We start from the raw sequence: 22,213 nt of genomic DNA on the forward strand, positions 1-22,213 counted from the left end.
GGAAAGTTAAGTGCCTAAAAGATCGAACGTATATAGATGTAAGAGCTGTGGATATGAAATGGTAGGGTTTTTAGGCAAATGTCCACAGTGTAATGAGTTTGGGACCATGGAAATTGTTCAAACAGATATATTAAAGGAAAACAAGCATAAACTTGAAAGCATTCCATTAAAACTCATTGATGCAGATGCTACAAATAGTGAAAGAATAAAAACTAATATAAGTGAATTTGATAGGGTAATGGGCGGGGGGATAGTCAGAGATTCAGTGACTATCCTCACTGCAAAGCCTGGAGCAGGCAAGTCAACTCTCCTATTGCAAGTAGCAAATATATTAGCATCACAAGGATTAAAAGTGTTATATGCTTCTGGAGAAGAATCAAGTTCTCAAATAAAATCTAGAGCATTGAGGATCTTAGACAATATAAATGAAAATTTGTTTGTTCTCTCAGATAATCGCCTTGATGAAGTAATTGAAACTGTAAACAAATTAGATGCTCAATTTGTAATTGTAGACAGCATTCAAACATTTACAATTGAGGAGGCGCTCCCTTCAAGAGCCGGTTCACCTACTCAAACGATGGGATGTGCCTATGAATTAGTTAAATTAGCAAAAGAAAGCAAAAACCCACGTGTAGTTTTTATAGTAGGTCAGATGACAAAAGAAGATGAGCTAGCAGGAGTAAGAGCACTAGAACATTTAGTTGATTGTGTTTTAATGATAGAAGGAGAATCTGGGGAAGAATTAAGAAGCTTGATTTCAACTAAAAACAGATATGGATCGACAGGAGAAATTGGGTTTTTTAGTATGACTGAAAAAGGGATGATTTCAATTGATAATCCAAGTGAGTTTTTTATGACAAAAAGAAGCGAAGATGACAATGTATCAGGCAGTGCATTGACTGTTGTAAAGGAAGGAACAAGGCCAATTATTTTAGAAATTGAGTCCTTAGTTTCTCACTCATTTACACCATATCCATCTAGAATAAGTGATACTTTAAAAAGAGATCATCTAAACACTTTGATTTCAGTACTAGAACAACGAGGAGGAATAAACTTATACGATAAAAATGTTGTCATCAAGACAACAGGAGGTATAAAACTAAAAGATCAAGCCTCAAATTTAGCAACAATTATAAGTATAGCTTCTTCATGTTATGATGTTCCTATAAATACAGATACTGTTTTTCTGGCAGATGTTGGGCTAACGGGAGAACTAAAAAAGATACCATCTCTAGAGCCAAGGCTTAGAGAAGCGGAGAGAATGGGGATAAAAAAAGCTTATGTAGCTGATGAAGTTAAATTACATACTAAATTTAGCAATCTTAATGTAATAAAGCGAAAATCATTAAAAGATGTACTGATCGATTTTTTTAAATAGTGGGGGTAACCCCCCACTATTATTTCATTGTATATATTCCGAGGATTCTATCTCTTTCCAATTCTTTTTTAATAGTATCAGAAAGATTAAAACCAAGTGTTTCAGCTAGAGAACTTAAGAAAAATATATACGATCCAATTTCTTCTTCTAATTTTTCTCTGCATACATTGCATATATTCCCTCTTACATGAGAATCTAATTTTTGCGCTAGTTCTTCTAAAGTATCTGATTCGAAATCTTGTTTTTTAGCCGATATTTCAATACAACCACAATTAGTAACTGATTTTGCAACGGCTCTATTTATTCTAGCATTATATTCATCTAGTTTAGTCATTATATCTAATATACTTTTATGGCGTATAGAAACTTCACTAGATAAAGCTTGTAATTCATCTATTATATTATTTTGTTCAATTGTTTCCATAAGATCACCCTTTCTTATCATCATTATAAAAAATTATATTGTGCTTTGTCAAATATTATGCATTAATAAATTTATTATTTTCTTGCATTTAGCGGCGGGCAATTAATATTAAAAAAATAATTGACTATACATATAAATATATGATAATATATAAACTTTACATTCTCTTTGGATTGGTTTATAATTTAAGTAAGTAAACTTTATTTAAGGAGGAAATTTAATGTTTAAAATTGGCGATAAAATTGTATACCCAATGCATGGAGCTGGAGTTATAGAGGATTTGGAAATTAAGGAAGTATTGGGAGAAAGAAGAGAGTATTATATATTGAGAATGCCAATAGGAGACATGAAGGTAATGGTGCCGGTTGAAAATATAGAAGAAGTTGGTGTGAGAGATATAATAACAAAGGAAGAAATAAAAGATGTCTTTGAAATTTTGGAGGATAAAAAATCTAAGATGCCTGATAATTGGAATAGAAGGTATAGATCAAATCTAGATCTTATAAAGACAGGAGATATAAACCAAATAGCTGAAGTGGTTAGAAATTTGAGCTTATTAGATAAAGAAAAAGGACTTTCAACTGGTGAGAGAAAAATGTTAAATGATGCCAAAAAGATACTTTATTCAGAACTCGTACTTGCTTCTAATTTATCAGTTGCAGAAATAGAAAAATTAGTTGATCAAGCTATTTTTAATGAAGAAATTTAAAAATGACTGGAAAGTTGAGGAAATAAAAAGTATAATACTTTTATGATGAGGAGGTGGTAGGATGGTAGAAAAAATAGTTAAAGCTATCATCACGTCTATAGGGTTGGCCTTAGGTTTTTTTATTTATAGCCTATTAGAGAATTTAAATGTGTTTGAATTCACTGGAATTAATGAAATTATTGTAATTATTATTTTTATCATTATTAGCGGAATTATATTTTATTTTTTAGCTCCTAAGTTTATCGAATTAGCTCAATATTTAGCAAAGAGAATTGAAAATGAACTTCAAAAATTTACAATTCAAAACATTGCTTTTAGTGCAATTGGTCTAATAATAGGATTGTTAATTGCATATTTATTGAGTCAACCTTTGTACATGATAAAAGTACCATACATTGGTCTTGCTGGATCAGCATTGCTTTATATTTTTTTTGGGTACTTAGGGATTAGAATTCCAGCTAAAAAAATTGATGACATAAATGCAAGCATTAGAAATATTTCTCAAGATAGTGAAAACATAAGAAAAAGTGTAAAAGATAGATCAAAGTCAACAAAATCAACACCTAAGATACTCGATACTAGTGTGATTATAGATGGTAGAATAGCAGACATAGTAAAAACTGGATTTATAGAAGGACCATTAGTAATTCCTGAATTTGTATTAGAAGAGCTTCAGCATATAGCTGATTCATCTGATGCTTTAAAGAGAAATCGCGGTAGGAGAGGACTTGATATTTTAAATAGGATTCAAAACGAATTGGATACAGAAATAATAATTCACGATAAAAAATTTGAAGACATAGCAGAAGTGGATTCTAAGTTATTAAAACTAACTCAAATGCTAAAAGGTAAAATAATAACTAACGACTATAACTTGAACAAAGTTGCCGAAGTACAACGAATAGAAGTATTGAACATTAATGATTTAGCAAATGCATTAAAACCAGTTGTATTACCAGGAGAAGAGATGATAGTTCAAGTGATAAGAGATGGGAAAGAATCGGGACAAGGATTAGCATATTTGGATGATGGGACTATGATTGTCATTGAATCCGGTAGAAAATATATAGGAGAAAACATTGATGTCATTGTTACATCTGTACTTCAAACCTCAGCGGGCAGAATGATTTTTGCGAAACCAAAGGGATAAGATAGAGGTGAGATAATGTATAAAGGTAATTTTGTTTCGGTTATAATAGCTTCAGCAGGCATGAGCAATAGAATGGGAAGCGGAATAAATAAACAATTTATATTGATTGACAACAAACCAATATTAGCACATACAATAGAAAAGTTCGATAAATCAAAATTCATTGATGAGATAATAGTAGTAGCCAGAGCTACTGAGATAGATTACTGTAAAAAAGAAATAATTAAAAAATACGGGTTCACTAAAGTCACCAAAATAGTAAAAGGTGGAAAAGAACGACAGGATTCTATTTACAATGGGATACTCGCATTGAGCGATAAGTCGGATATAGTGTTAACTCATGATGGGGCAAGGCCTTTCTTAAGGGAAGAATTGATACTAAAAGGCATCAATGGAGCAATAGAATTTGGAGCATGTGTGATAGGAGTGCCAGTTAAAGATACTATAAAAGTTGTAAATGAAAACAATCAAGTTCATCATACTCCTAATAGAGCTTTACTTTGGGCTGCACAAACACCACAGTGTTTTAAAACTGATATATTAAAAAAAGGTTATGAGTACGCAAGTAAAGAAAGCATAGTAGCTACAGATGATAGCTCATTAGTAGAGAAATATGGCCACCCTGTAAAAATGATAATGGGAAGTTATGACAATATAAAAATAACCACTCCTGATGATTTAATCATAGCTGAGTCTATTTTTAAAAATATGAATTTAAATGAAAATAATGATGGGTTTGGAGGTATTCTATGAGAATAGGTTTTGGAATGGACGTTCACCAATTCAGCGAGCAAAGAGAATTGGTGCTAGGAGGGGTTAAGATACCGCATCAAAAAGGACTATTAGGGCACTCTGACGCGGATGTTCTCATTCATAGCATTATGGATGCCATACTTGGAGCATTAGCATTAGGTGATATTGGGAAACACTTTCCTGATACAGATATGGCTTATAAGGATATTTCAAGTATGAAACTTTTAAGCAAAGTATATGACATAATGTCATATAATGGTTACAAAGTTGGCAATATAGATGCGGTTGTCGCAGCTCAGAACCCAAAACTATCGCCATACATTCAACAGATGAGGGAAAACATAGCAAATATATTAAATACAGAAATAGAAAATATAAGTGTAAAAGCTACAACTACTGAAAAATTAGGATTTGAAGGCAGAGAAGAAGGCGTGACAAGTTATTGTGTATGCCTGTTAGAAAAAGTTATTGACAATAAAAAAATTTTTGTATAGACTATAAAATTAGTAGCGATGAGAGGAACTAGTAGTCAATTATGGCATAAAGAGAGGGAACTTATAGCTGAGAAGTTTCTTGCCTGATAGTTGATGAACCCAGCCTAGAGCATTTAGCGAAAGCTTAAACGTTTGGCGCGTTAAAGCCTGTGAGTGAATCTAATTTTTAATTGGATTAACAAGAGTGGTACCGCGGATTTGACCTTTCGTCTCTTTTTTTAAGATGAAAGGTCTTTTTATTTAGTTTAAAAGGAGGAGTTAAGCGATGAAAATGTCAAACCTTTATATGCCAACATTAAGGCAAGACCCTGCCGAAGCTGAAATACCAAGTCATCAGCTCTTATTAAGAGCAGGTATGATAAGGAAATTAGTAAGTGGTGTTTATTCGTATCTACCATTGGGGTATAGGACAATTAGAAAAATTGAAAATATCGTAAGAGAAGAAATGGATAATAAAGGAGCTCAAGAATTGTTGATGTCAGCAATTCAGCCAAAAGAATTATGGGAAAAATCTGGAAGATGGGATAATTTTGGCCCTGAAATGTTTAAATTAAGAGATAGAAGTGAACGAGAATTTTGCTTAGGACCAACACATGAGGAGTACTTTACCAATCTAATAAAAGATGAAGTAAATTCTTACAAGCAACTTCCACTAATTATTTATCAAATTCAAACTAAATACAGAGATGAAAAAAGGCCAAGATTTGGATTGATCAGGGCAAGAGAGTTTATCATGAAGGATGCATATAGTTTTGATGTTGATGAAGATGGTATGAAATTATCCTATCAAAAAATGTGGGATGCTTATGATGCAATATTTACAAGGCTAAAATTGAACTATAAAGTAGTACAAGGCGACACTGGTGCTATGGGCGGAAAAATTTCTCATGAGTTTATGGCAATGAGTGAAGTAGGAGAAGGAAGAATTGCATATTGCAAAGCTTGTGATTATGCTGCAACTGATGAAAAAGCAGATGTAGTTATAAACATTGAAGATGATGAAAAACTTCTTGATATTGAAAAAATCTATACTCCAGAAATTAAAACTATTGAAGATTTAACAAATTTCTTAAAAATTGACAAGAGAAAATTTGGAAAGGCTATTATTTTTAAAGCAGCTGGTAAACCAATTGTAGTGTTGATACCAGGAGATAGAGAATTAAATGAAACAAAACTAATAAATTATCTTAAAATTGCTGAACATGAACTTGAGATGGCTGATGAAGATACAATCAGAAAGATAACTATGGCAGATAAAGGTTTCACGGGACCAATTGGACTTAAAGACGCTAGGCTTATTGTTGACAAGACAATAACTAAGATCAGAAACATTGTAGTAGGAGCAAATGAAACAAATTATCACTTAAAAAATGTAAACTACGGAAGAGACTTTCAAGCAGAGGTTGTAGACGATCTATTGTTAGTTGAAGAAGGAGATACTTGTCCAAATTGCGGAAGTAAACTCTATATTGACAGAGGAATTGAGGTAGGGAATATATTTCAGCTTGGTACTAAATACTCCAAGAGTTTAAATGCAACATTTCTTGATGAAAATGGAAAAGAAAGAGAATTTGTAATGGGAAGTTATGGAGTAGGAGTGTCAAGATCTGTAGCCGCAATTGTTGAACAGTATCACGATGAAAAAGGTATAATATGGCCATTTGTAGTTGCACCATATCATGTGATAATCACTGTAGTAAATACAAAAAAGGAAGAACAAATTGCTTTAGGTGAAAGACTTTACAATGAATTAAAAAATAAAGGTATTGAAGTATTACTTGATGATAGAAATGAGAGCGCTGGTGTAAAATTCAATGATCGTGATCTCATTGGAATACCAGCAAGGATAACAGTGGGTAAGCTCGCTTCTGATGGGATTGTAGAATTTTCATTGAGAAAATCAAGTGAAAAAGAAGAGTTAAAAGCAGAAGATGTTTATGATAGAATATTATTAGCATTTAAACAAGAAGGATTTGAGCTAAAGTAAATAATCGAGGAGGAAAAAAATGAATAATGTAAGAGTAAGGTTTGCACCAAGCCCTACAGGTTACCTTCATATAGGTGGTTTGAGAACTGCATTATATAATTATTTATTTGCAAAGAAAAACAATGGGAAGTTTATATTGAGAATAGAAGATACAGATCAGACAAGATTTGTAGAAGGGGCAATTGAAAACTTGATAAATTCATTAAATTGGGCAGGTATAGCCTATGACGAAGGAGTTTTTATTGAAAATGGAGAAATTGTTGAAAAAGGAGATTACGGACCATACATTCAGTCTAAGAGATTAGAAATATACAAAAAATACGTAGATGAATTAATTGAAAAAGGTCATGCATATTATTGCTTTTGCACAAAAGAAAGATTGGATAAAGTTAGAGAAGAACAAAAAATAAGTGGGCAGATTCCAAGATATGATGGATTTTGTCGAAATATTCCCTTAGAAGAAGCTAAAAAAAGGATAGAAAATGGTGAAGAATATGTTGTAAGACTAAAACTACCTCACAATAGAGATATAGATTTTTATGACATGGTAAGAGGTAATATAACAATAAACACCTCGGATATGGATGATCAAGTCCTATTAAAATCAGATGGATATCCCACTTATCATTTAGCGGTAGTAGTAGATGACCACTTAATGGGTATCACTCACATTGTAAGAGGAGAAGAATGGCTTCCTTCTACGCCAAAACATGTGTACTTGTATGAAGCATATGGTTGGGAAAAACCGACATATGTGCATTTGCCTACAGTACTAAACAAAGACAGAAAAAAACTTTCAAAAAGACAAGGTGATGTTTCAGTAGAAGACTTTAGAAATAAAGGATATTTACCTGAAGCTTTAGTAAATTATTTAGCATTAGTTGGTTGGAGTCCAGAAGACAATGAAGAAATCATGTCCTTAGAAGATATGGTAGAAAAATTTTCTTTTGAAAGAGTTTCAAAGACAGGTGGAATTTTTGACATAGATAAATTAAACTGGATAAATGGTCATTATATAAGAAATTCATCAACTGAGAGGATAAGAGAACTGGCCATTCCTTATTTAATTAAAGAAAACCTAATAGATGATGAATTTGCCCATGAAAATATACAATGGCTTGATTGCTTAGTAGAAACACTAAAGGAAAGTATATCTACCATAAGCGAGATCCCTCAAAAAGCTGAATTTATTTTTTCAGAAGAAATAGAAATAGAAGAAAAACTATACAATGAATTTTTAAACAATGAGAATACAAAAATCCTAATGAGTGCCATTATCGAAGAAATAACAAACATAGATGAATTTGACTTAGAAGAGGCAAAAACATTTATGAAAAAAATACAGCAAAAGACTGGCATAAAAGGGAAAAATTTGTTCATGCCTACTAGAGTCGCGTTGACAGGTAGTGAACATGGGCCTGAATTAGTAAATATATTATATCTATTAGGGAAGGATAAGATAATTAAAAGGGCAAGAAAAGTTATTGAAAAACTATCCTGATATTATATAATATGATTAACGTAAAGGGCTTACTAGGACTTAACATAGGAGGATGTTTATGGAGCTTTACAATTCCCTTACCAGAAAAAAAGAAGAATTTATACCACTTGTAGAAGGAAAAGTTACAATGTACAATTGTGGACCTACTGTGTACAACTATATACATGTTGGAAATGCTAGGCCACTAGTTGTATTTGACACTTTAAGAAGGTATTTTATATATAAAGGTCTAGATGTAAAAATGGTAATCAATTTTACTGACATAGATGATAAGATAATAAATAAAGCAAACGAAGAGGGAAAAGACACTAAAGAAATAGCACAAACCTACATCGATGCTTTTATGGAAGATGCTACAGAGTTGAATTTGTACGAATATGAGACCATTCATCCTAGAGCAACTGAATACATCGACAAAATGATAGAATTCATACAAGGGTTAATCGAGAAAGATGCAGCATATGTAGTTGATGGAAATGTGTATTTTAGAATAAATCGAGCTAAAGACTATGGGAAATTAAGTAAAAAGAACATCGATGAACTCTTAAGTGGTGCGAGGATTGAAATTAATGAGGACAAGGAGAACCCATTGGATTTTGTTCTTTGGAAAAAAGAAAAACAAGGCGAACCTTCTTGGGACAGTCCTTGGGGTAAAGGAAGACCTGGGTGGCATATTGAGTGTTCAGTTATGGCAAAAGTGTTATTAGGTGAAACGATAGATATTCATTCGGGAGGAGAAGATTTGCAATTTCCACATCATGAAAATGAGATAGCACAATCTGAAACTCTTACTGAAAAACCATTTGCTAGGTATTGGCTTCACAATGCAATGCTCACAGTAGACAACAAAAAGATGTCCAAATCACTTGGAAACTTTTTTACGCTTAGAGATATAAAGAAGTACTATGACTTAGAAGTCTTAAGGTTTTTCCTATTGTCTGCTCACTACAGATCACAAATCAACTTTAGCAAAGAGGCGATGGAGCAATCAAAAAGTGCGTTAGATAGGCTATACAATGCAAAAAAGAATTTAGAGTATAATATAGAGAATATCTCTGATACAGAAGATGAAAAAAGCGACTATTTAGAAATAAAAGAGAAAGTAGACAGTTACAAAGAAAAATTTATAAAAAGCATGGAAGATGACATAAACACAGCTGATGCAATAGCTTCAATATTTGAACTTGTGAGGTATTTAAATCAAAATCTTAATGAAATAAAATCTAAGGAAGCCCTTCTTTACGCATATAAAGTGTTTATGGAGCTAAATAAAGTTTTAGGCATCTTATCAAAGAAAGAAGAAATTTTGGAAGAAGATATCCTAAAGTTAATTGAAAAAAGAAACTATTATAGAAAGAATAAAGACTTTGCTAAAGCAGATGAAATAAGAGATGAATTGAAGAATAAAGGAATCATTCTTGAAGATACAAAAGACGGTGTAAAATGGAAAAGAATTTGATGAATTTTCTAAACATCTCTAGACAGCTGAACATAAATCTAAAATTCGAAGATATTGACAGACTTCATCCGCTTCAACTAGCATATATAGGCGATGCTGTTTATGAAATAATGGTAAGAACAGCTATTTTGGAAGTTGACTTAAATGTAAATAAGTTAAATGAAAAGGCTAGAAAATATGTCAAAGCAACATCACAAGCTAGTGCTGTTAAATCTTTAGAGGGCTTTTTTAACGAAAAAGAGCTCTCTATAATAAGGCGAGGGAGGAATGCAAAAATTAATTCCTCCCCTAAAAATACCGAAATCATTGATTATAAATATGCAACAGGCTTGGAATGCTTATTCGGATATTTATATCTGACAAGTCAATTTCAAAGGATAGAAGAAATATTTTTAAAAATATACGATGCAGGCGAAGGGGAATTGAAATGAAAGTTGAATTATTAAGATATACGCCAGATGGAGAAAAATTGATTGCTTCTGCTGCCAAACTCTGTTATTCACAAGTGGGAATCACAGAAATTGAAGAAAATCAAGATGAAGAAAAAGTTGAATCTTTTTTAAATATGCTTGTTGATTTAGGGCATGAGAGCCCTATAGAGCATGTAAGTTTTACATTTGGAATAGAAGGTGTTTCTAGAGTATTGACACATCAGCTTGTAAGACACAGGATAGCAAGTTACTCTCAGCAATCTCAAAGGTATGTTAAACTTGAACAATTTGAATACATAATTCCACCTAGCATATTAGAAGATGATGAAGCTAGTGAAATATTTTTAAAGATGATGAAAGAAGACCAAATAGCATACAATAGAATAGCTCAGATACTAACAGAGAAAAAGAAAAATCAATATATATCTGAAGGGTTAAGTGAAAAAAAAGCTAAATCTAAAGCAGAGAAGGAAGCAATAGAAGACGCTAGATATCTCTTTCCAAATGCTTGTGAAACTAAAATAGTCATGACCATGAATGCTAGAAGTCTTATGAACTTCTTTACTTTAAGAACATGCAATAGAGCTCAATGGGAAATTAGGAATTTAGCAATAGAGATGTTGAAAGAAGTAAAGAAAGTGTATCCAATATTATTTAAAAATGCAGGGCCTAATTGCATAAATGGGCCATGCAAAGAAGGTAATATGACTTGTGGCAAGATAAACGAAGTAAGACAGTTTTTTGAAGAGCTAAACAATATAAATTAAGTGGAGATAGAAAATGGAAGAGAAAAATACGAATTATATAGTTGGGAGAAACCCTGTGCTTGAACTATTTAAAACAGAGGAGCAAATTGACAAACTCTATGTTTTAAAGGGAGAAACCAAGGGATCAATAATTAAAATAATTAATCAAGCTAAGGAAAGAAACATAATCATCCAATATGTAGAAAGAGAGAAACTAGACTATCTTTCAAATGGACTAGCTCATCAAGGCGTGGTAGCAGTGGTGACAGGATATAAATACAGTGAGATAAGTGAAATATTGGATTATGCTAAAGAAAAGGGAGAAGATCCATTCATTGTGATCTTAGATTGTATTGAAGATACACACAATTTAGGCGCGATAATAAGAACTGCAGAATGTGCTGGAGTTCATGGTGTCATCATACCGAAGAGAAGAGCAGCAACAGTTAATGAAACAGTGATAAAGACATCTGCTGGAGCGGCATTATACATGAGAATAGCTAAAGTAACCAATATTTCTGCTACTATAGATGAATTAAAAAAGCATGGATTGTGGATCTATGGGGCTGATACGACGGGAGAAAACTTGTATTATCAGTCAAATTTAAGAGGCTCTGTTGGATTAGTAATCGGGGCTGAAGGCAAAGGAATTTCTAGATTGGTCAAGGAAAAGTGTGATGGATTGGTAAAAATACCCATAAAAGGGAATATAGAGTCACTCAATGCTTCGGCAGCTAGTGCTGTATTAATTTATGAAGTAGAAAGACAGAGAAATGAAAGCAAAGGATAAAGAATACCTATATGTTGATGGGTACAACATCATAAACTCATGGGATGAATTAAAAGAACTTTCTAAGACCAGTTTAGAAGAAGCTAGAATTAGATTACTTGAAATTCTTTCAGAATACCTACACTATTCAAATATAGATATAACCGTAGTATTTGACGCTTATATGGTTAAGGGCAACACAACAAGCATATATGATTATAAAGGAGTAAAAGTTGTCTATACTAAAGAAAATGAGCTGGCAGATCATTACATTGAAAGGAACCTTGACGAAATTGGCAGGGAGAAAAAAGTAACAGTAGCTACGTCAGATAGGATAGAACAAGATATAATCATGCAAAAGGGAGGGATAAGAATATCGGCACTAGAACTAAAAGCAGAAATTGAAAATGCCAAAAAAACAATTGAGAGAAAACGTATAAAAATGAATTTACAAAATAACATCCAAGTTGGAAAGCTAGAAGATGTATTAAAAAAAGCATTAGAAGAATGGGAAAAGGACTAATTACTTCAGGAGGCCTACTTAATGGATTTAAACATCAAAAAAAGTAATTTAAATGATTATTGCAATATGACAGATGAACAAATAGTAAAACTAGCTCAAGAAGATGATAAAGAAGCACTTGATTACATAATTAGAAAATACACTAAGATCATTAAACACAAAGTAAAAAATTATTATATTTGTGGAGCTGATAAAGATGATGTAATCCAAGAAGGATTAATCGGATTATATGAAGCTATAATAGCATTTAATGAAGAAAAATTCTCTTCTTTTAATTATTTTGCTAATATCTGTATCACAAGGCAAATAATCACAGCTTTTAATGCTGCAAATAGGCCTAAAAATGGACCTCTTAATAATTACATATCATTAAACAAAGAAATATTTGGGCAAAGCTCAGATATGAAATATGAAGAGGTCATAACGTCATTGAACAATATTGATCCATTAGAAATCTACATTGTACAAGAAGAAATCAGAAACTTTGAAAAGAAAATTGATGCACTTTTGAGTGACTTCGAGAAAAAGATTTTTTCAATGTATATAGCAGGACACTCATATAGTGAAATGGCAAATATATTGGGATGTAAAACAAAAAGAGTAGACAATGCATTGCAAAGAATAAAGAAGAAAATTGAAACTTATCTAAGACCGATTAGAGATAGATGATTAGCATTTGACAATATCTCAATTTTATAGTACAATTAAATACTGTAAGCCCACGTAGCTCAGTAGGTAGAGCACTTGCATGGTAAGCAAGAGGTCACCGGTTCAAATCCGGTCGCGGGCTCCAAAAGAAAAGAAACACTAGGGCGAGTTTTCTATAATGAAATAATATTAGGATTAGGAGGAATAAAAAATGGCAAAGCAAAAATTTGAAAGAACAAAACCCCACGTAAATATTGGGACAATAGGACACGTAGACCATGGTAAGACTACATTAACAGCAGCAATCACATTAGTATTAAATAAAAGATACGGTTCAGGTGAATTCGTAAGCTATGACAACATAGACAAAGCACCAGAAGAAAGAGAAAGAGGAATAACAATCTCAACATCACACGTAGAATACGAAACACCAAAAAGACACTATGCACACGTAGACTGCCCAGGACACGCTGACTATGTAAAGAACATGATCACAGGAGCAGCACAAATGGACGGAGCAATACTAGTAGTATCAGCAGCAGACGGACCAATGCCACAAACAAGAGAACACATACTACTATCAAGACAAGTAGGAGTACCAAAGATAATAGTATTTTTAAACAAAGCAGACATGGTAGACGACCCTGAATTAATCGAACTAGTAGAAATGGAAGTAAGAGAACTACTAAACGAATATGAATTTGACGGAGACAACACACCAATCATAGTAGGCTCAGCACTAAAAGCGCTAGAAGATCCAGACGGAGAATGGGGAGACAAGATAATAGAATTAATGGAAGCAGTAGATGAATACATTCCACAACCAGAAAGACAAACAGACAAACCATTCCTAATGCCAGTAGAAGACGTATTCTCAATCACAGGAAGAGGAACAGTAGCAACAGGAAGAGTAGAAAGAGGAACAATCAAAGTAGGGGAAAGCGTAGAAATAGTAGGATTAACAGAAGAACCAAGAACAGTAGTAGTAACAGGGCTAGAAATGTTCAAGAAACTACTAGACGAAGCACAAGCAGGAGACAACATAGGAGTACTATTAAGAGGAGTACAAAGGAACGAAATCGAAAGAGGCCAAGTACTAGCAAAACCAAAGACAATAAAACCACACAAGAAATTTGACGCAGAAGTATATGTATTAAGCAAAGAAGAAGGCGGAAGGCACACACCATTCTTCAATGGATACAGACCACAATTTTTCTTTGGGACAACAGATGTAACAGGGAACATTCAATTGCAAGAAGGAGTAGAAATGGTAATGCCAGGAGACAACGCAAGATTTAGCATTGAACTAATCACTCCAGTAGCAATGGAAGAAGGACAAAGATTCGCTATAAGAGAAGGCGGAAGGACAGTAGGAGCAGGAGTTGTAACTAAGGTTTACGAATAAAAATTAGGTCTTTTGACCTAATTTTTTTATGAAATGTATACGTGGAGTTGATTTTTATGAGAGTTAGAAAAAGTGTACTAATACTTCTTGTAGTATCAATATTATTAGTTAGCTCTTTTATAGTTTTCAAAGAAGAGAGAGATGTGAGATATACTGATGCAGAGCTCGAGGAAATGTCTGCTGATGATTTATATGAAGTACTCACAAAAAATGGACTACAGGTGGATGAAAATTTAAAAAAAATACTCACTGAAGATCAGCTAGTAGAATATATAAAAAGTGACTTTCATCTTCTAAAAAACGGTGGGACCTCAAGAAATTATTCAGAGTATGAAAAGCTGGCGGATGACATAAAGAATATATACGAAAATAATTTAAGAAAATAATTGAAGCATTACGTCGACTTTGCAAATAAGACGGTGTCTTTATGCCAGTAGAATTCGTATTATCAATCACAGGAAGATAGACAGTAGAAGCAGGAGTTGCAGTTAAGGTTATGAAACATATCATGTTTTAAAATTTTAATTGACATGAATATTGATTTATGATAGTTTATATAAGTAGCTTAAAAATGGGCAATTGTGTCCAAGTCTATGTACGGATAGATAGCTTATTTAGGGGGTGTGGTAGTTGAGAGATAGAGTAACATTAGCATGTACAGAATGCAAACAAAGAAATTATGTAACTAAAAAGAACAAGAAAAACACAACTGAGAGAATAGAACTTAAAAAGTACTGCAAATTCTGCAAAACACATACCGTTCATAAAGAAACAAAATAATATATTCCATAAGGATGTGAAAAGATGGCACAACCAACAGAAAAAACAAAAAAAACTGGGAAGCTCTCTTCTTATTTAAAAGGTGTAAAAGCAGAATTAAAAAAGGTCGTATGGCCTAATAGAAAAGAATTAACTAACTACACTGGCGTTGTATTATTTATGAGTGTGTTAGCTGCTATAGTGGTATATATACTTGATATCATAGTAGGAGGAGCGCTATCCTTAATAATTTCGTAGTATAAGGGAGGGAAGGGGCAAATAGTCCCTATGAAATGTCGGAAAAGGACCTAAGCAGGGAAGAAAGAGAGAAAAATGCTAAGTGGTATGTTGTACATACTTACTCCGGGCATGAAAATAAAGTAAAAGCGAATTTAGAGAAAATGGTTGAAAATCGGGGAATGAGAGACGATATATTTGAAGTAGTAGTGCCTACTGAAGAATATATAGATGCCAAATCTGATAAAAAAACTATTAAAGAAAGAAAAAAATTCCCGGGCTATGTCCTTGTTAAGATGATTATTAATGATGAATCATGGTACTTAGTTAGGAATACCAGAGGAGTTACAGGATTTGTCGGACCTTCCTCAAAACCGATTCCATTAACTGATGAAGAGGTTAAGGCACTAGGGGTTGCTAAAAAGGCTAAAGTAATAGAATCTGATCTAAAAGTTGGAGAAGCAGTAAAAATAAAATCAGGACCATTTGAAAATTTTGCAGGAAATATAGATAGCATAAACCTAGAAAAACAAAAAGCAAAAGTTTTTGTATCTATGTTCGGAAGAGAGACTCTGGTTGAATTAGAACTTGATCAAATAGAAAAAATTTAGTTGATTTATAAGCAATTTTGCTTTATAAATATATTTATGTAATGGCAAATGCCATATAAGGAGGTGGAAATTTTGGCTAAGAAAGTAATGGCTGTAGTTAAGTTGCAAATACCAGCTGGTAAAGCTACTCCGGCTCCACCTGTAGGTACGGCTTTGGGACCACACGGAGTTAATATTATGCAATTTACAAAAGAATTCAATGCAAGGACACAAGACCAACTAGGAATGATCATACCAGTAGTACTAACTGTATATCAAGATAGATCATTCTCGTTCATCACTAAAACACCACCAGTGCCAATACTCATTAAAAAAGCACTTGGGATAGAATCGGGTTCTAGTGAACCAAACAAAAAGAAAGTTGGAAAGCTTACACAAGCTAAGATAAAAGAAATAGCTGAAGTGAAAATGCCTGACTTAAATGCTGGAAGCCTAGAAGCTGCAATGAGTATGGTTGCTGGGACAGCAAGAAGTATGGGAGTGGAAGTAGAGAAATAAACAAGTGGGAGGAATTTCCGTTAATACCACAAGGAGGTAATTAGATGCCAAAGAGAGGTAAAAAATATCAAGATAGTTTAAAGCTTATTGAAAAAAGTAAGGTTTACGATGTTGATGAAGCATTGGAGTTAGTAATCCAAACTGCAAAAGCAAATTTTGATGAAACAATCGAACTCTCAGTAAGATTAGGGGTAGACCCAAGACATGCTGATCAACAAGTAAGAGGTGCAGTAGTACTACCACACGGAACTGGAAAAACTAGAAAAGTTTTAGTAATAGCTAAAGGCGATAAGTTAAAAGAAGCTGAAGAAGCAGGAGCAGATTATGTAGGTGGAGAAGAATTAGTTACAAAGATTCAAAATGAAAACTGGTTTGACTTTGATGTAGTAGTTGCTACACCAGATATGATGGGTATTGTTGGAAGAATTGGTAGAATTCTTGGACCTAAAGGATTAATGCCAAACCCAAAATCAGGTACTGTTACATTTGATATAGAAAAAGCTGTAAAAGATATTAAAGCAGGTAAAGTTGAGTACAGAGTTGACAAAGAGAGTATAGTACACGTACCAATTGGGAAAAAATCATTTGGAGTAGAAAAGCTAAAAGATAATTTTGTTGCAATAATTGATGCTTTAATTAAAGCAAAACCTGCAGCAGCTAAAGGGAAATACTTAAAGTCAGTTGTTGTATCTAGCACTATGGGACCTGGCATAAAAATAAACCCAGCTAAACTTAGTGACTAATTAATTGAATTAAAATCAAATATTACCGCAGACAGTAGGTGCTATATGCTTAATATCCTACCGAGGAATTAAACCATGAAAATTTGGTCTCTTCACAGTCTGCGAAAGAGACCTTTATTATTATACACTTTGGAGGTGATAGCAAGTGAAGGAACAAACTCTTCAAGCTAAATCACAAATCGTTGAAGAAATCAAAGAGAAAATTGAATCATCTCAATCTTTAGTTTTGGTTGACTACAGAGGATTAAATGTTGCTGAATTAACTGAACTAAGAAAGAGATACAGAGAAGCTGGAGTGGAGTATAAAGTTTATAAAAATACAATGATGAGTTTTGCATTTAAAGATCTTGACTTAAGAGAATTTGAGGATTACCTAAAAGGACCATCAGCAGTAGCTTTCAGCATAAATGATCCAGTATCAGCTGCTAAGATTACAACAGAATTTGCTAAGACAAATGATAAATTGAAAATCAAAGCTGGTATAGTTGATGGAAAAATAATTGACGAAAAAGGAGTAAAAGACTTAGCGGAATTACCACCAAGAGAAGTCTTGATAGCACAAGTACTTGGCGGATTCAACAGTCCAATTCAAGGATTTGCAAATGTATTACAAGGAACAATGAGAGGATTAGTAATAGCGCTTAATGCAATAGCAGAGCAAAAAACAGCATAAAAAAAATAAAAAATATGGAGGTAAACATAAATGGCAAGTGAAAAAGTATTAAATTTAATTGAAGAGGTAAAGAATTTAACAGTATTAGAATTATCAGAATTAGTAAAAGCATTAGAGGAAGAATTTGGAGTTAGCGCAGCAGCACCAGCAGTTGCAGTAGCAGCTCAAGCAACTGTAGCAGCACCAGCAGCTGAAGAAGAAAAAACTGAATTTGATGTTATTCTTCAATCAGCAGGAGCAGAAAAAATAAAAGTTATTAAAGTAGTAAGAGAATTAACTGGTTTAGGATTAAAAGAAGCAAAAGATTTAGTTGATGGAGCACCAAAACCAGTTAAAGAAGGAGCTTCAAAAGAAGAAGCTGAAAGCATTAAAGCAAAATTAGAAGAAGTTGGAGCAACTGTAGAAGTAAAATAGTTTATAAGACTTAAAAATTAATATTTGACTTACACAAAAAGGTGTGATAATATAATATATTGCATAATAATTATTATAATAGGCGATATATATTTATCACGCCTTTTGTAGTTTTTGGTTTTTTAACACCAAGAGCCACGGGCTTTTGGTTATTTTAGTTTATTGAGGGGTGAAGATTTAATGGTACATCCTGTAACATTAGGTAAGCGGGAAAGAATGAGTTACTCAAGAATAAAAGAAGTGCTAGACTTACCCGACTTAATTGAGGTACAAAAATCTTCCTACAAGTGGTTTCTTGAGGAAGGCTTAAGGGAGGTTTTTGATGACATCTCTCCAATTCAAGACTACACTGGCAATCTAATCCTAGAATTCGTTGACTATTACATTGACAGTGAAGTTAAATATGATGAAATGGAAGCAAGGGAAAGAGACGCAAATTACTCTGCAGCACTTAAAGTCAAGGTTAGACTGATAAACCGTGAAACTGGAGAGGTTAAAGAGCAGGAAGTATTTATGGGAGATATTCCATTAATGACTGATAAAGGAACATTTGTAATCAATGGAGCGGAACGAGTAGTAGTTAGTCAATTAGTAAGATCTCCTGGAGTTTATTTTGTAGAAAGCATCGACAAGTCAGGTGAAAAAGTTTACTCATCAACACTTATTCCAAACAGAGGAGCTTGGCTTGAGTATGAAACCGATGCTAATCACGTTATACATGTGAGAATTGATCGTACGAGGAAAGTTCCTATCACGACACTTTTGAGGGCGTTAAAAATTTCTTCTAATGCTGAGATCATAGACTTATTAGGAGAAACAGAAGAATTATTATTAACAATTGAAAAAGACACAACTACCAACGAAGAAGAAGCATTATTGGAAATTTATAAGAGATTAAGACCCGGAGAACCGCCTACTCTTGATAGTGCAAAGACTTTATTAAACAATCTTTTCTTTGATCCACGCAGATACGACTTAGCAAAAGTTGGACGATATAAATTCAACAAAAAATTAAGTTTATATAATAGAATTACAGATAGAAAATCAGCTGAAGATATCATTAATCCAGATACAGGCGAAATCTTAGTTGAAACAAATGAAATCATAACAAGACAGAAAGCAATTGAAATTGAAAATACTGGGATAAACTCAGTCAAAATAATTTTAGATGATGGCAGAATAATAAAGGTATTATCCAATAATTTTGTAAGCGGGGAAGCATTTAATTTACCATTTTCATTAGAAGAACTTGGGTTAAAAGAGAAAGTTTATTATCCGCTGATGAAAGAATTAGTAGATAATTACAAAGGGGAAGAGCTAAAACAAGCTATTAGAGATAGAATAAAGGAATTGTCACCCAAACATATATTAGTAGATGACATAATAGCAAGCATGAATTATGAATTCAATTTATTTTATGGAGTAGGCAATTCAGATGACATCGACCATTTAGGAAACAGAAGGTTGAGAAGTGTAGGAGAATTGTTGCAAAATCAATTTAGAATTGGTCTAGCAAGAATGGAAAGAGTAGTTAGAGAGAGAATGACAATTCAAGATATGGATGTTGCCACTCCTCAAGCTTTGATAAATGTAAGACCAGTCACAGCAGCCATTAAAGAATTTTTTGGGAGCAGCCAATTATCTCAATTTATGGATCAGACAAATCCTCTAGCGGAGCTAACTCACAAGAGAAGAATGTCAGCATTGGGACCTGGGGGATTAAGTAGGGATAGAGCTGGATTTGAAGTCCGTGACGTTCACAACTCTCACTATGGAAGGATGTGCCCTATTGAGACACCTGAAGGTCCAAACATTGGACTGATAACATCTCTTACAACATATGCTAGAATAAATGAATATGGATTTATAGAAGCTCCTTACAGGAGAGTAAAAAATGGACAAGTTACAGGAGAAATTGATTATCTCACTGCAGATGTAGAAGACGAATTAATAATAGCTCAATCAAATGAGCCATTAGATGAAGAGGATCGATTTATAAATAATAGGATTGTAGCTAGAGGTAAAATGGGCATTGTAGATATATTTAGGCCTGAAGAAATAGATTATATGGATGTTTCGCCGAAACAAATAGTATCTGTCGGGACTGCAATGATACCATTCTTAGAAAATGATGATGCTAATAGAGCGCTTATGGGTTCAAACATGCAGCGTCAAGCTGTCCCATTGCTTAAAACAGAAGCTCCTATAATCGGCACAGGTATTGAATATAAGGCAGCAAAAGATTCAGGAGTTGTAGTCATATCTAAAAATGCAGGGATTGTTGAAAAAGTTTCTGCAGATGAAATACTCATTAGAAGAGATAAAGATGGGCAGATCGACAGATATAAGCTGTTGAAATTCAAGAGGTCAAACCAAGGAACAACTATAAATCAAAGACCTATTGTACAACTTGGAGAAAGAGTTAGTGAATCGCAAATTATTGCAGATGGGCCAAGTACAGACCAAGGAGAAATAGCTTTAGGGAAAAATCTTTTAATCGCATTTATGACATGGGAAGGATATAACTATGAAGATGCGGTACTTCTAAATGAGAGACTGGTTATTGAAGATGTCTTGACATCAGTTCACATTGAAGAATATGAATCCGAGGCAAGAGATACTAAACTAGGACCAGAAGAATTCACTAGAGATATACCTAATGTAGGCGAAGACATGCTCAAAGATCTAAATGAAAGAGGAATAATTAGGATTGGAGCAGAAGTCAAATCTGGCGATATATTGGTAGGCAAAGTAACTCCAAAAGGAGAGACCGAATTAACTCCAGAAGAAAGACTTTTAAGGGCAATATTTGGGGAAAAAGCCCGTGAGGTAAGAGACACATCGCTTAGAGTACCTCACGGAGAAAGCGGAATAGTAGTTGACGTAAAAATCTATACCATGGAAAATGGAGACGAATTGCCTCCAGGAGTTAATGAAATGGTAAGGGTTTATATAGCGACTAAAAGAAAGATAAATGTAGGAGACAAGATGTGCGGAAGACACGGGAATAAAGGTGTTGTTTCGAGAATTCTACCAAAAGAAGACATGCCATACATGCCAGATGGAACTCCAGTTGACGTAGTATTAAATCCTCTTGGAGTACCTTCGAGAATGAATTTAGGACAAGTGTTAGAAGTACATTTAGGTTTAGCAGCTAAAAAATTAGGTTGGCATATAGCGACGCCAGTCTTTGATGGAGCTAATGAAGAAGACATAATGGAAGCATTGAGAACTGCAGGCTTCCCTGAAAATGGGAAAATCGAGCTAAGAGATGGAAGAACCGGAGAAAAGTTTGCAAATCCTGTAACAGTAGGATATATGTATATGCTAAAACTCCACCACTTAGTAGATGATAAAATTCATGCTAGATCAACTGGACCATATTCTTTAGTCACTCAGCAGCCACTAGGTGGTAAAGCACAGTTCGGAGGACAAAGATTTGGTGAAATGGAAGTTTGGGCATTGGAAGCATATGGAGCAGCTCACACACTACAAGAAATTTTAACAGTTAAGTCAGATGATATTGTTGGAAGAGTAAAAACATATGAAGCTATAGTAAAAGGCGAAAACATTCCAGAGCCAGGTATACCAGAATCATTTAAAGTTTTAATTAAAGAGCTTCAAAGTTTAGCATTAGATGTAAAAATCATTGGAGAAGATTCTGGAGAAATTGAATTAAAAGAATCAATTGATGATGATGTCACAGAATATGATTTTGCAGAAGGATCTGTTTCAGAATTTGGCTTAGATGATATAGACGAAGATGAAGACAACAGTGTAATTGATGATGAATTTTCAAAACATAAATCAAAGGATGAAGTACCAGAAGGTTTTTTAATAAAGGAAAAAGATGATGATTTTGATGAATTTGTGGATGAAGATTTTTAATGAAATTTCTATT

Annotated in this window: 24 protein-coding genes, 1 tRNA gene and 2 other annotated features; of the genes, 24 read left to right on the forward strand and 1 reads right to left on the reverse strand. The window is 33.5% G+C overall.

Features of this window, described 5'->3' with window-relative positions; genetic code table 11:
• Window positions 1–10: 10 nt before the first annotated feature.
• Window positions 11–1,378: a DNA repair protein RadA gene (radA, locus tag E4100_RS01240; protein ID WP_282097100.1), complete on the forward strand. Its 1,368-nt coding sequence runs from the start codon at window positions 11–13 to the stop codon at window positions 1,376–1,378.
• Window positions 1,379–1,397: 19 nt separating this feature from the next.
• Here radA and E4100_RS01245 read toward each other — a convergent pair whose 3' ends face one another.
• Window positions 1,398–1,802 (reverse strand): nucleoside triphosphate pyrophosphohydrolase family protein, encoded by a 405-nt coding sequence (locus E4100_RS01245; RefSeq protein ID WP_209315204.1) that lies wholly within the window; start codon window positions 1,800–1,802, stop codon window positions 1,398–1,400.
• Window positions 1,803–2,022: 220 nt separating this feature from the next.
• On the opposite strand from E4100_RS01245, the gene E4100_RS01250 reads away from it, so the two are divergent.
• The 23 genes from E4100_RS01250 (at window position 2,023) to rpoB (ending at window position 22,200) form a co-directional block, all read left to right on the forward strand.
• Window positions 2,023–2,511, forward strand: coding sequence for a CarD family transcriptional regulator (locus E4100_RS01250; protein ID WP_135270036.1), 489 nt, complete (start codon window positions 2,023–2,025; stop codon window positions 2,509–2,511).
• 61 nt (window positions 2,512–2,572) lie between these two features.
• Window positions 2,573–3,661, forward strand: a complete 1,089-nt coding sequence (locus tag E4100_RS01255) for a PIN/TRAM domain-containing protein (RefSeq protein WP_135270038.1) — start codon at window positions 2,573–2,575, stop codon at window positions 3,659–3,661.
• Window positions 3,662–3,676: 15 nt separating this feature from the next.
• A complete protein-coding gene (gene ispD / locus E4100_RS01260) occupies window positions 3,677–4,414 on the forward strand; it encodes a 2-C-methyl-D-erythritol 4-phosphate cytidylyltransferase (protein WP_135270040.1) in 738 nt (245 codons plus the stop codon).
• Window positions 4,411–4,908, forward strand: coding sequence for a 2-C-methyl-D-erythritol 2,4-cyclodiphosphate synthase (ispF, locus tag E4100_RS01265; protein WP_135270042.1), 498 nt, complete (start codon window positions 4,411–4,413; stop codon window positions 4,906–4,908). Before ispD ends, ispF begins: the two co-directional genes overlap by 4 nt.
• 9 nt (window positions 4,909–4,917) lie before the next feature.
• Window positions 4,918–5,125, forward strand: a binding site (T-box leader).
• 48 nt (window positions 5,126–5,173) lie between these two features.
• Window positions 5,174–6,895: a proline--tRNA ligase gene (locus E4100_RS01270; RefSeq protein ID WP_135270044.1), complete on the forward strand. Its 1,722-nt coding sequence runs from the start codon at window positions 5,174–5,176 to the stop codon at window positions 6,893–6,895.
• Between the two features lie 19 nt (window positions 6,896–6,914).
• Complete coding sequence (gltX, locus tag E4100_RS01275) at window positions 6,915–8,396, forward strand: glutamate--tRNA ligase (RefSeq protein ID WP_135270046.1); 1,482 nt, start codon at window positions 6,915–6,917, stop codon at window positions 8,394–8,396.
• 58 nt (window positions 8,397–8,454) lie between these two features.
• Complete coding sequence (gene cysS / locus E4100_RS01280) at window positions 8,455–9,855, forward strand: cysteine--tRNA ligase (RefSeq protein WP_135270048.1); 1,401 nt, start codon at window positions 8,455–8,457, stop codon at window positions 9,853–9,855.
• Window positions 9,840–10,286: a Mini-ribonuclease 3 gene (locus E4100_RS01285; RefSeq protein ID WP_135270050.1), complete on the forward strand. Its 447-nt coding sequence runs from the start codon at window positions 9,840–9,842 to the stop codon at window positions 10,284–10,286. Before cysS ends, E4100_RS01285 begins: the two co-directional genes overlap by 16 nt.
• Entirely contained in the window at window positions 10,283–11,053 is a 771-nt protein-coding gene (gene thyX, locus E4100_RS01290) for an FAD-dependent thymidylate synthase (RefSeq protein WP_135270052.1), read from the forward strand. The genes E4100_RS01285 and thyX overlap by 4 nt, the downstream gene beginning before the upstream one ends.
• Window positions 11,054–11,066: 13 nt before the next feature.
• Entirely contained in the window at window positions 11,067–11,822 is a 756-nt protein-coding gene (gene rlmB, locus E4100_RS01295) for a 23S rRNA (guanosine(2251)-2'-O)-methyltransferase RlmB (protein WP_135270054.1), read from the forward strand.
• The gene (locus E4100_RS01300) at window positions 11,806–12,324 is read left to right on the forward strand and encodes an NYN domain-containing protein (protein ID WP_135270056.1); all 519 of its coding nucleotides are present in this window, start codon (window positions 11,806–11,808) and stop codon (window positions 12,322–12,324) included. Before rlmB ends, E4100_RS01300 begins: the two co-directional genes overlap by 17 nt.
• Window positions 12,325–12,345: 21 nt before the next feature.
• The gene (gene sigH / locus E4100_RS01305; RefSeq protein ID WP_135270058.1) at window positions 12,346–12,993 is read left to right on the forward strand and encodes an RNA polymerase sporulation sigma factor SigH; all 648 of its coding nucleotides are present in this window, start codon (window positions 12,346–12,348) and stop codon (window positions 12,991–12,993) included.
• Between the two features lie 48 nt (window positions 12,994–13,041).
• Window positions 13,042–13,117: transfer RNA gene (locus E4100_RS01310), tRNA-Thr, on the forward strand.
• A gap of 66 nt (window positions 13,118–13,183) precedes the next feature.
• Complete coding sequence (gene tuf / locus E4100_RS01315) at window positions 13,184–14,377, forward strand: elongation factor Tu (RefSeq protein ID WP_135270060.1); 1,194 nt, start codon at window positions 13,184–13,186, stop codon at window positions 14,375–14,377.
• Between the two features lie 56 nt (window positions 14,378–14,433).
• Window positions 14,434–14,763: a hypothetical protein gene (locus E4100_RS01320; protein ID WP_135270061.1), complete on the forward strand. Its 330-nt coding sequence runs from the start codon at window positions 14,434–14,436 to the stop codon at window positions 14,761–14,763.
• Window positions 14,764–15,007: 244 nt separating this feature from the next.
• Window positions 15,008–15,157: a 50S ribosomal protein L33 gene (rpmG, locus tag E4100_RS01325; protein ID WP_135270063.1), complete on the forward strand. Its 150-nt coding sequence runs from the start codon at window positions 15,008–15,010 to the stop codon at window positions 15,155–15,157.
• A gap of 24 nt (window positions 15,158–15,181) precedes the next feature.
• Window positions 15,182–15,394, forward strand: coding sequence for a preprotein translocase subunit SecE (gene secE / locus E4100_RS01330; RefSeq protein ID WP_135270065.1), 213 nt, complete (start codon window positions 15,182–15,184; stop codon window positions 15,392–15,394).
• Window positions 15,395–15,429: 35 nt separating this feature from the next.
• A complete protein-coding gene (nusG, locus tag E4100_RS01335) occupies window positions 15,430–15,984 on the forward strand; it encodes a transcription termination/antitermination protein NusG (protein ID WP_135270067.1) in 555 nt (184 codons plus the stop codon).
• Window positions 15,985–16,056: 72 nt separating this feature from the next.
• On the forward strand, window positions 16,057–16,482 hold the full coding sequence (gene rplK, locus E4100_RS01340) for a 50S ribosomal protein L11 (protein WP_135270068.1): 426 nt from the start codon (window positions 16,057–16,059) through the stop codon (window positions 16,480–16,482).
• Window positions 16,483–16,526: 44 nt separating this feature from the next.
• Entirely contained in the window at window positions 16,527–17,225 is a 699-nt protein-coding gene (gene rplA, locus E4100_RS01345; RefSeq protein WP_135270070.1) for a 50S ribosomal protein L1, read from the forward strand.
• A 7-nt stretch (window positions 17,226–17,232) separates the two neighbouring features.
• Window positions 17,233–17,353: a sequence feature (ribosomal protein L10 leader region), on the forward strand.
• 17 nt (window positions 17,354–17,370) lie between these two features.
• Window positions 17,371–17,898, forward strand: coding sequence for a 50S ribosomal protein L10 (rplJ, locus tag E4100_RS01350; RefSeq protein WP_135270072.1), 528 nt, complete (start codon window positions 17,371–17,373; stop codon window positions 17,896–17,898).
• Window positions 17,899–17,928: 30 nt separating this feature from the next.
• Entirely contained in the window at window positions 17,929–18,312 is a 384-nt protein-coding gene (gene rplL, locus E4100_RS01355) for a 50S ribosomal protein L7/L12 (RefSeq protein ID WP_135270074.1), read from the forward strand.
• Between the two features lie 180 nt (window positions 18,313–18,492).
• The gene (gene rpoB, locus E4100_RS01360; RefSeq protein ID WP_135270075.1) at window positions 18,493–22,200 is read left to right on the forward strand and encodes a DNA-directed RNA polymerase subunit beta; all 3,708 of its coding nucleotides are present in this window, start codon (window positions 18,493–18,495) and stop codon (window positions 22,198–22,200) included.
• Window positions 22,201–22,213 lie beyond the last annotated feature (13 nt).

The organism is Soehngenia longivitae, from assembly GCF_004684055.1.
Taxonomy (GTDB): domain Bacteria; phylum Bacillota; class Clostridia; order Tissierellales; family Tissierellaceae; genus Soehngenia; species Soehngenia longivitae.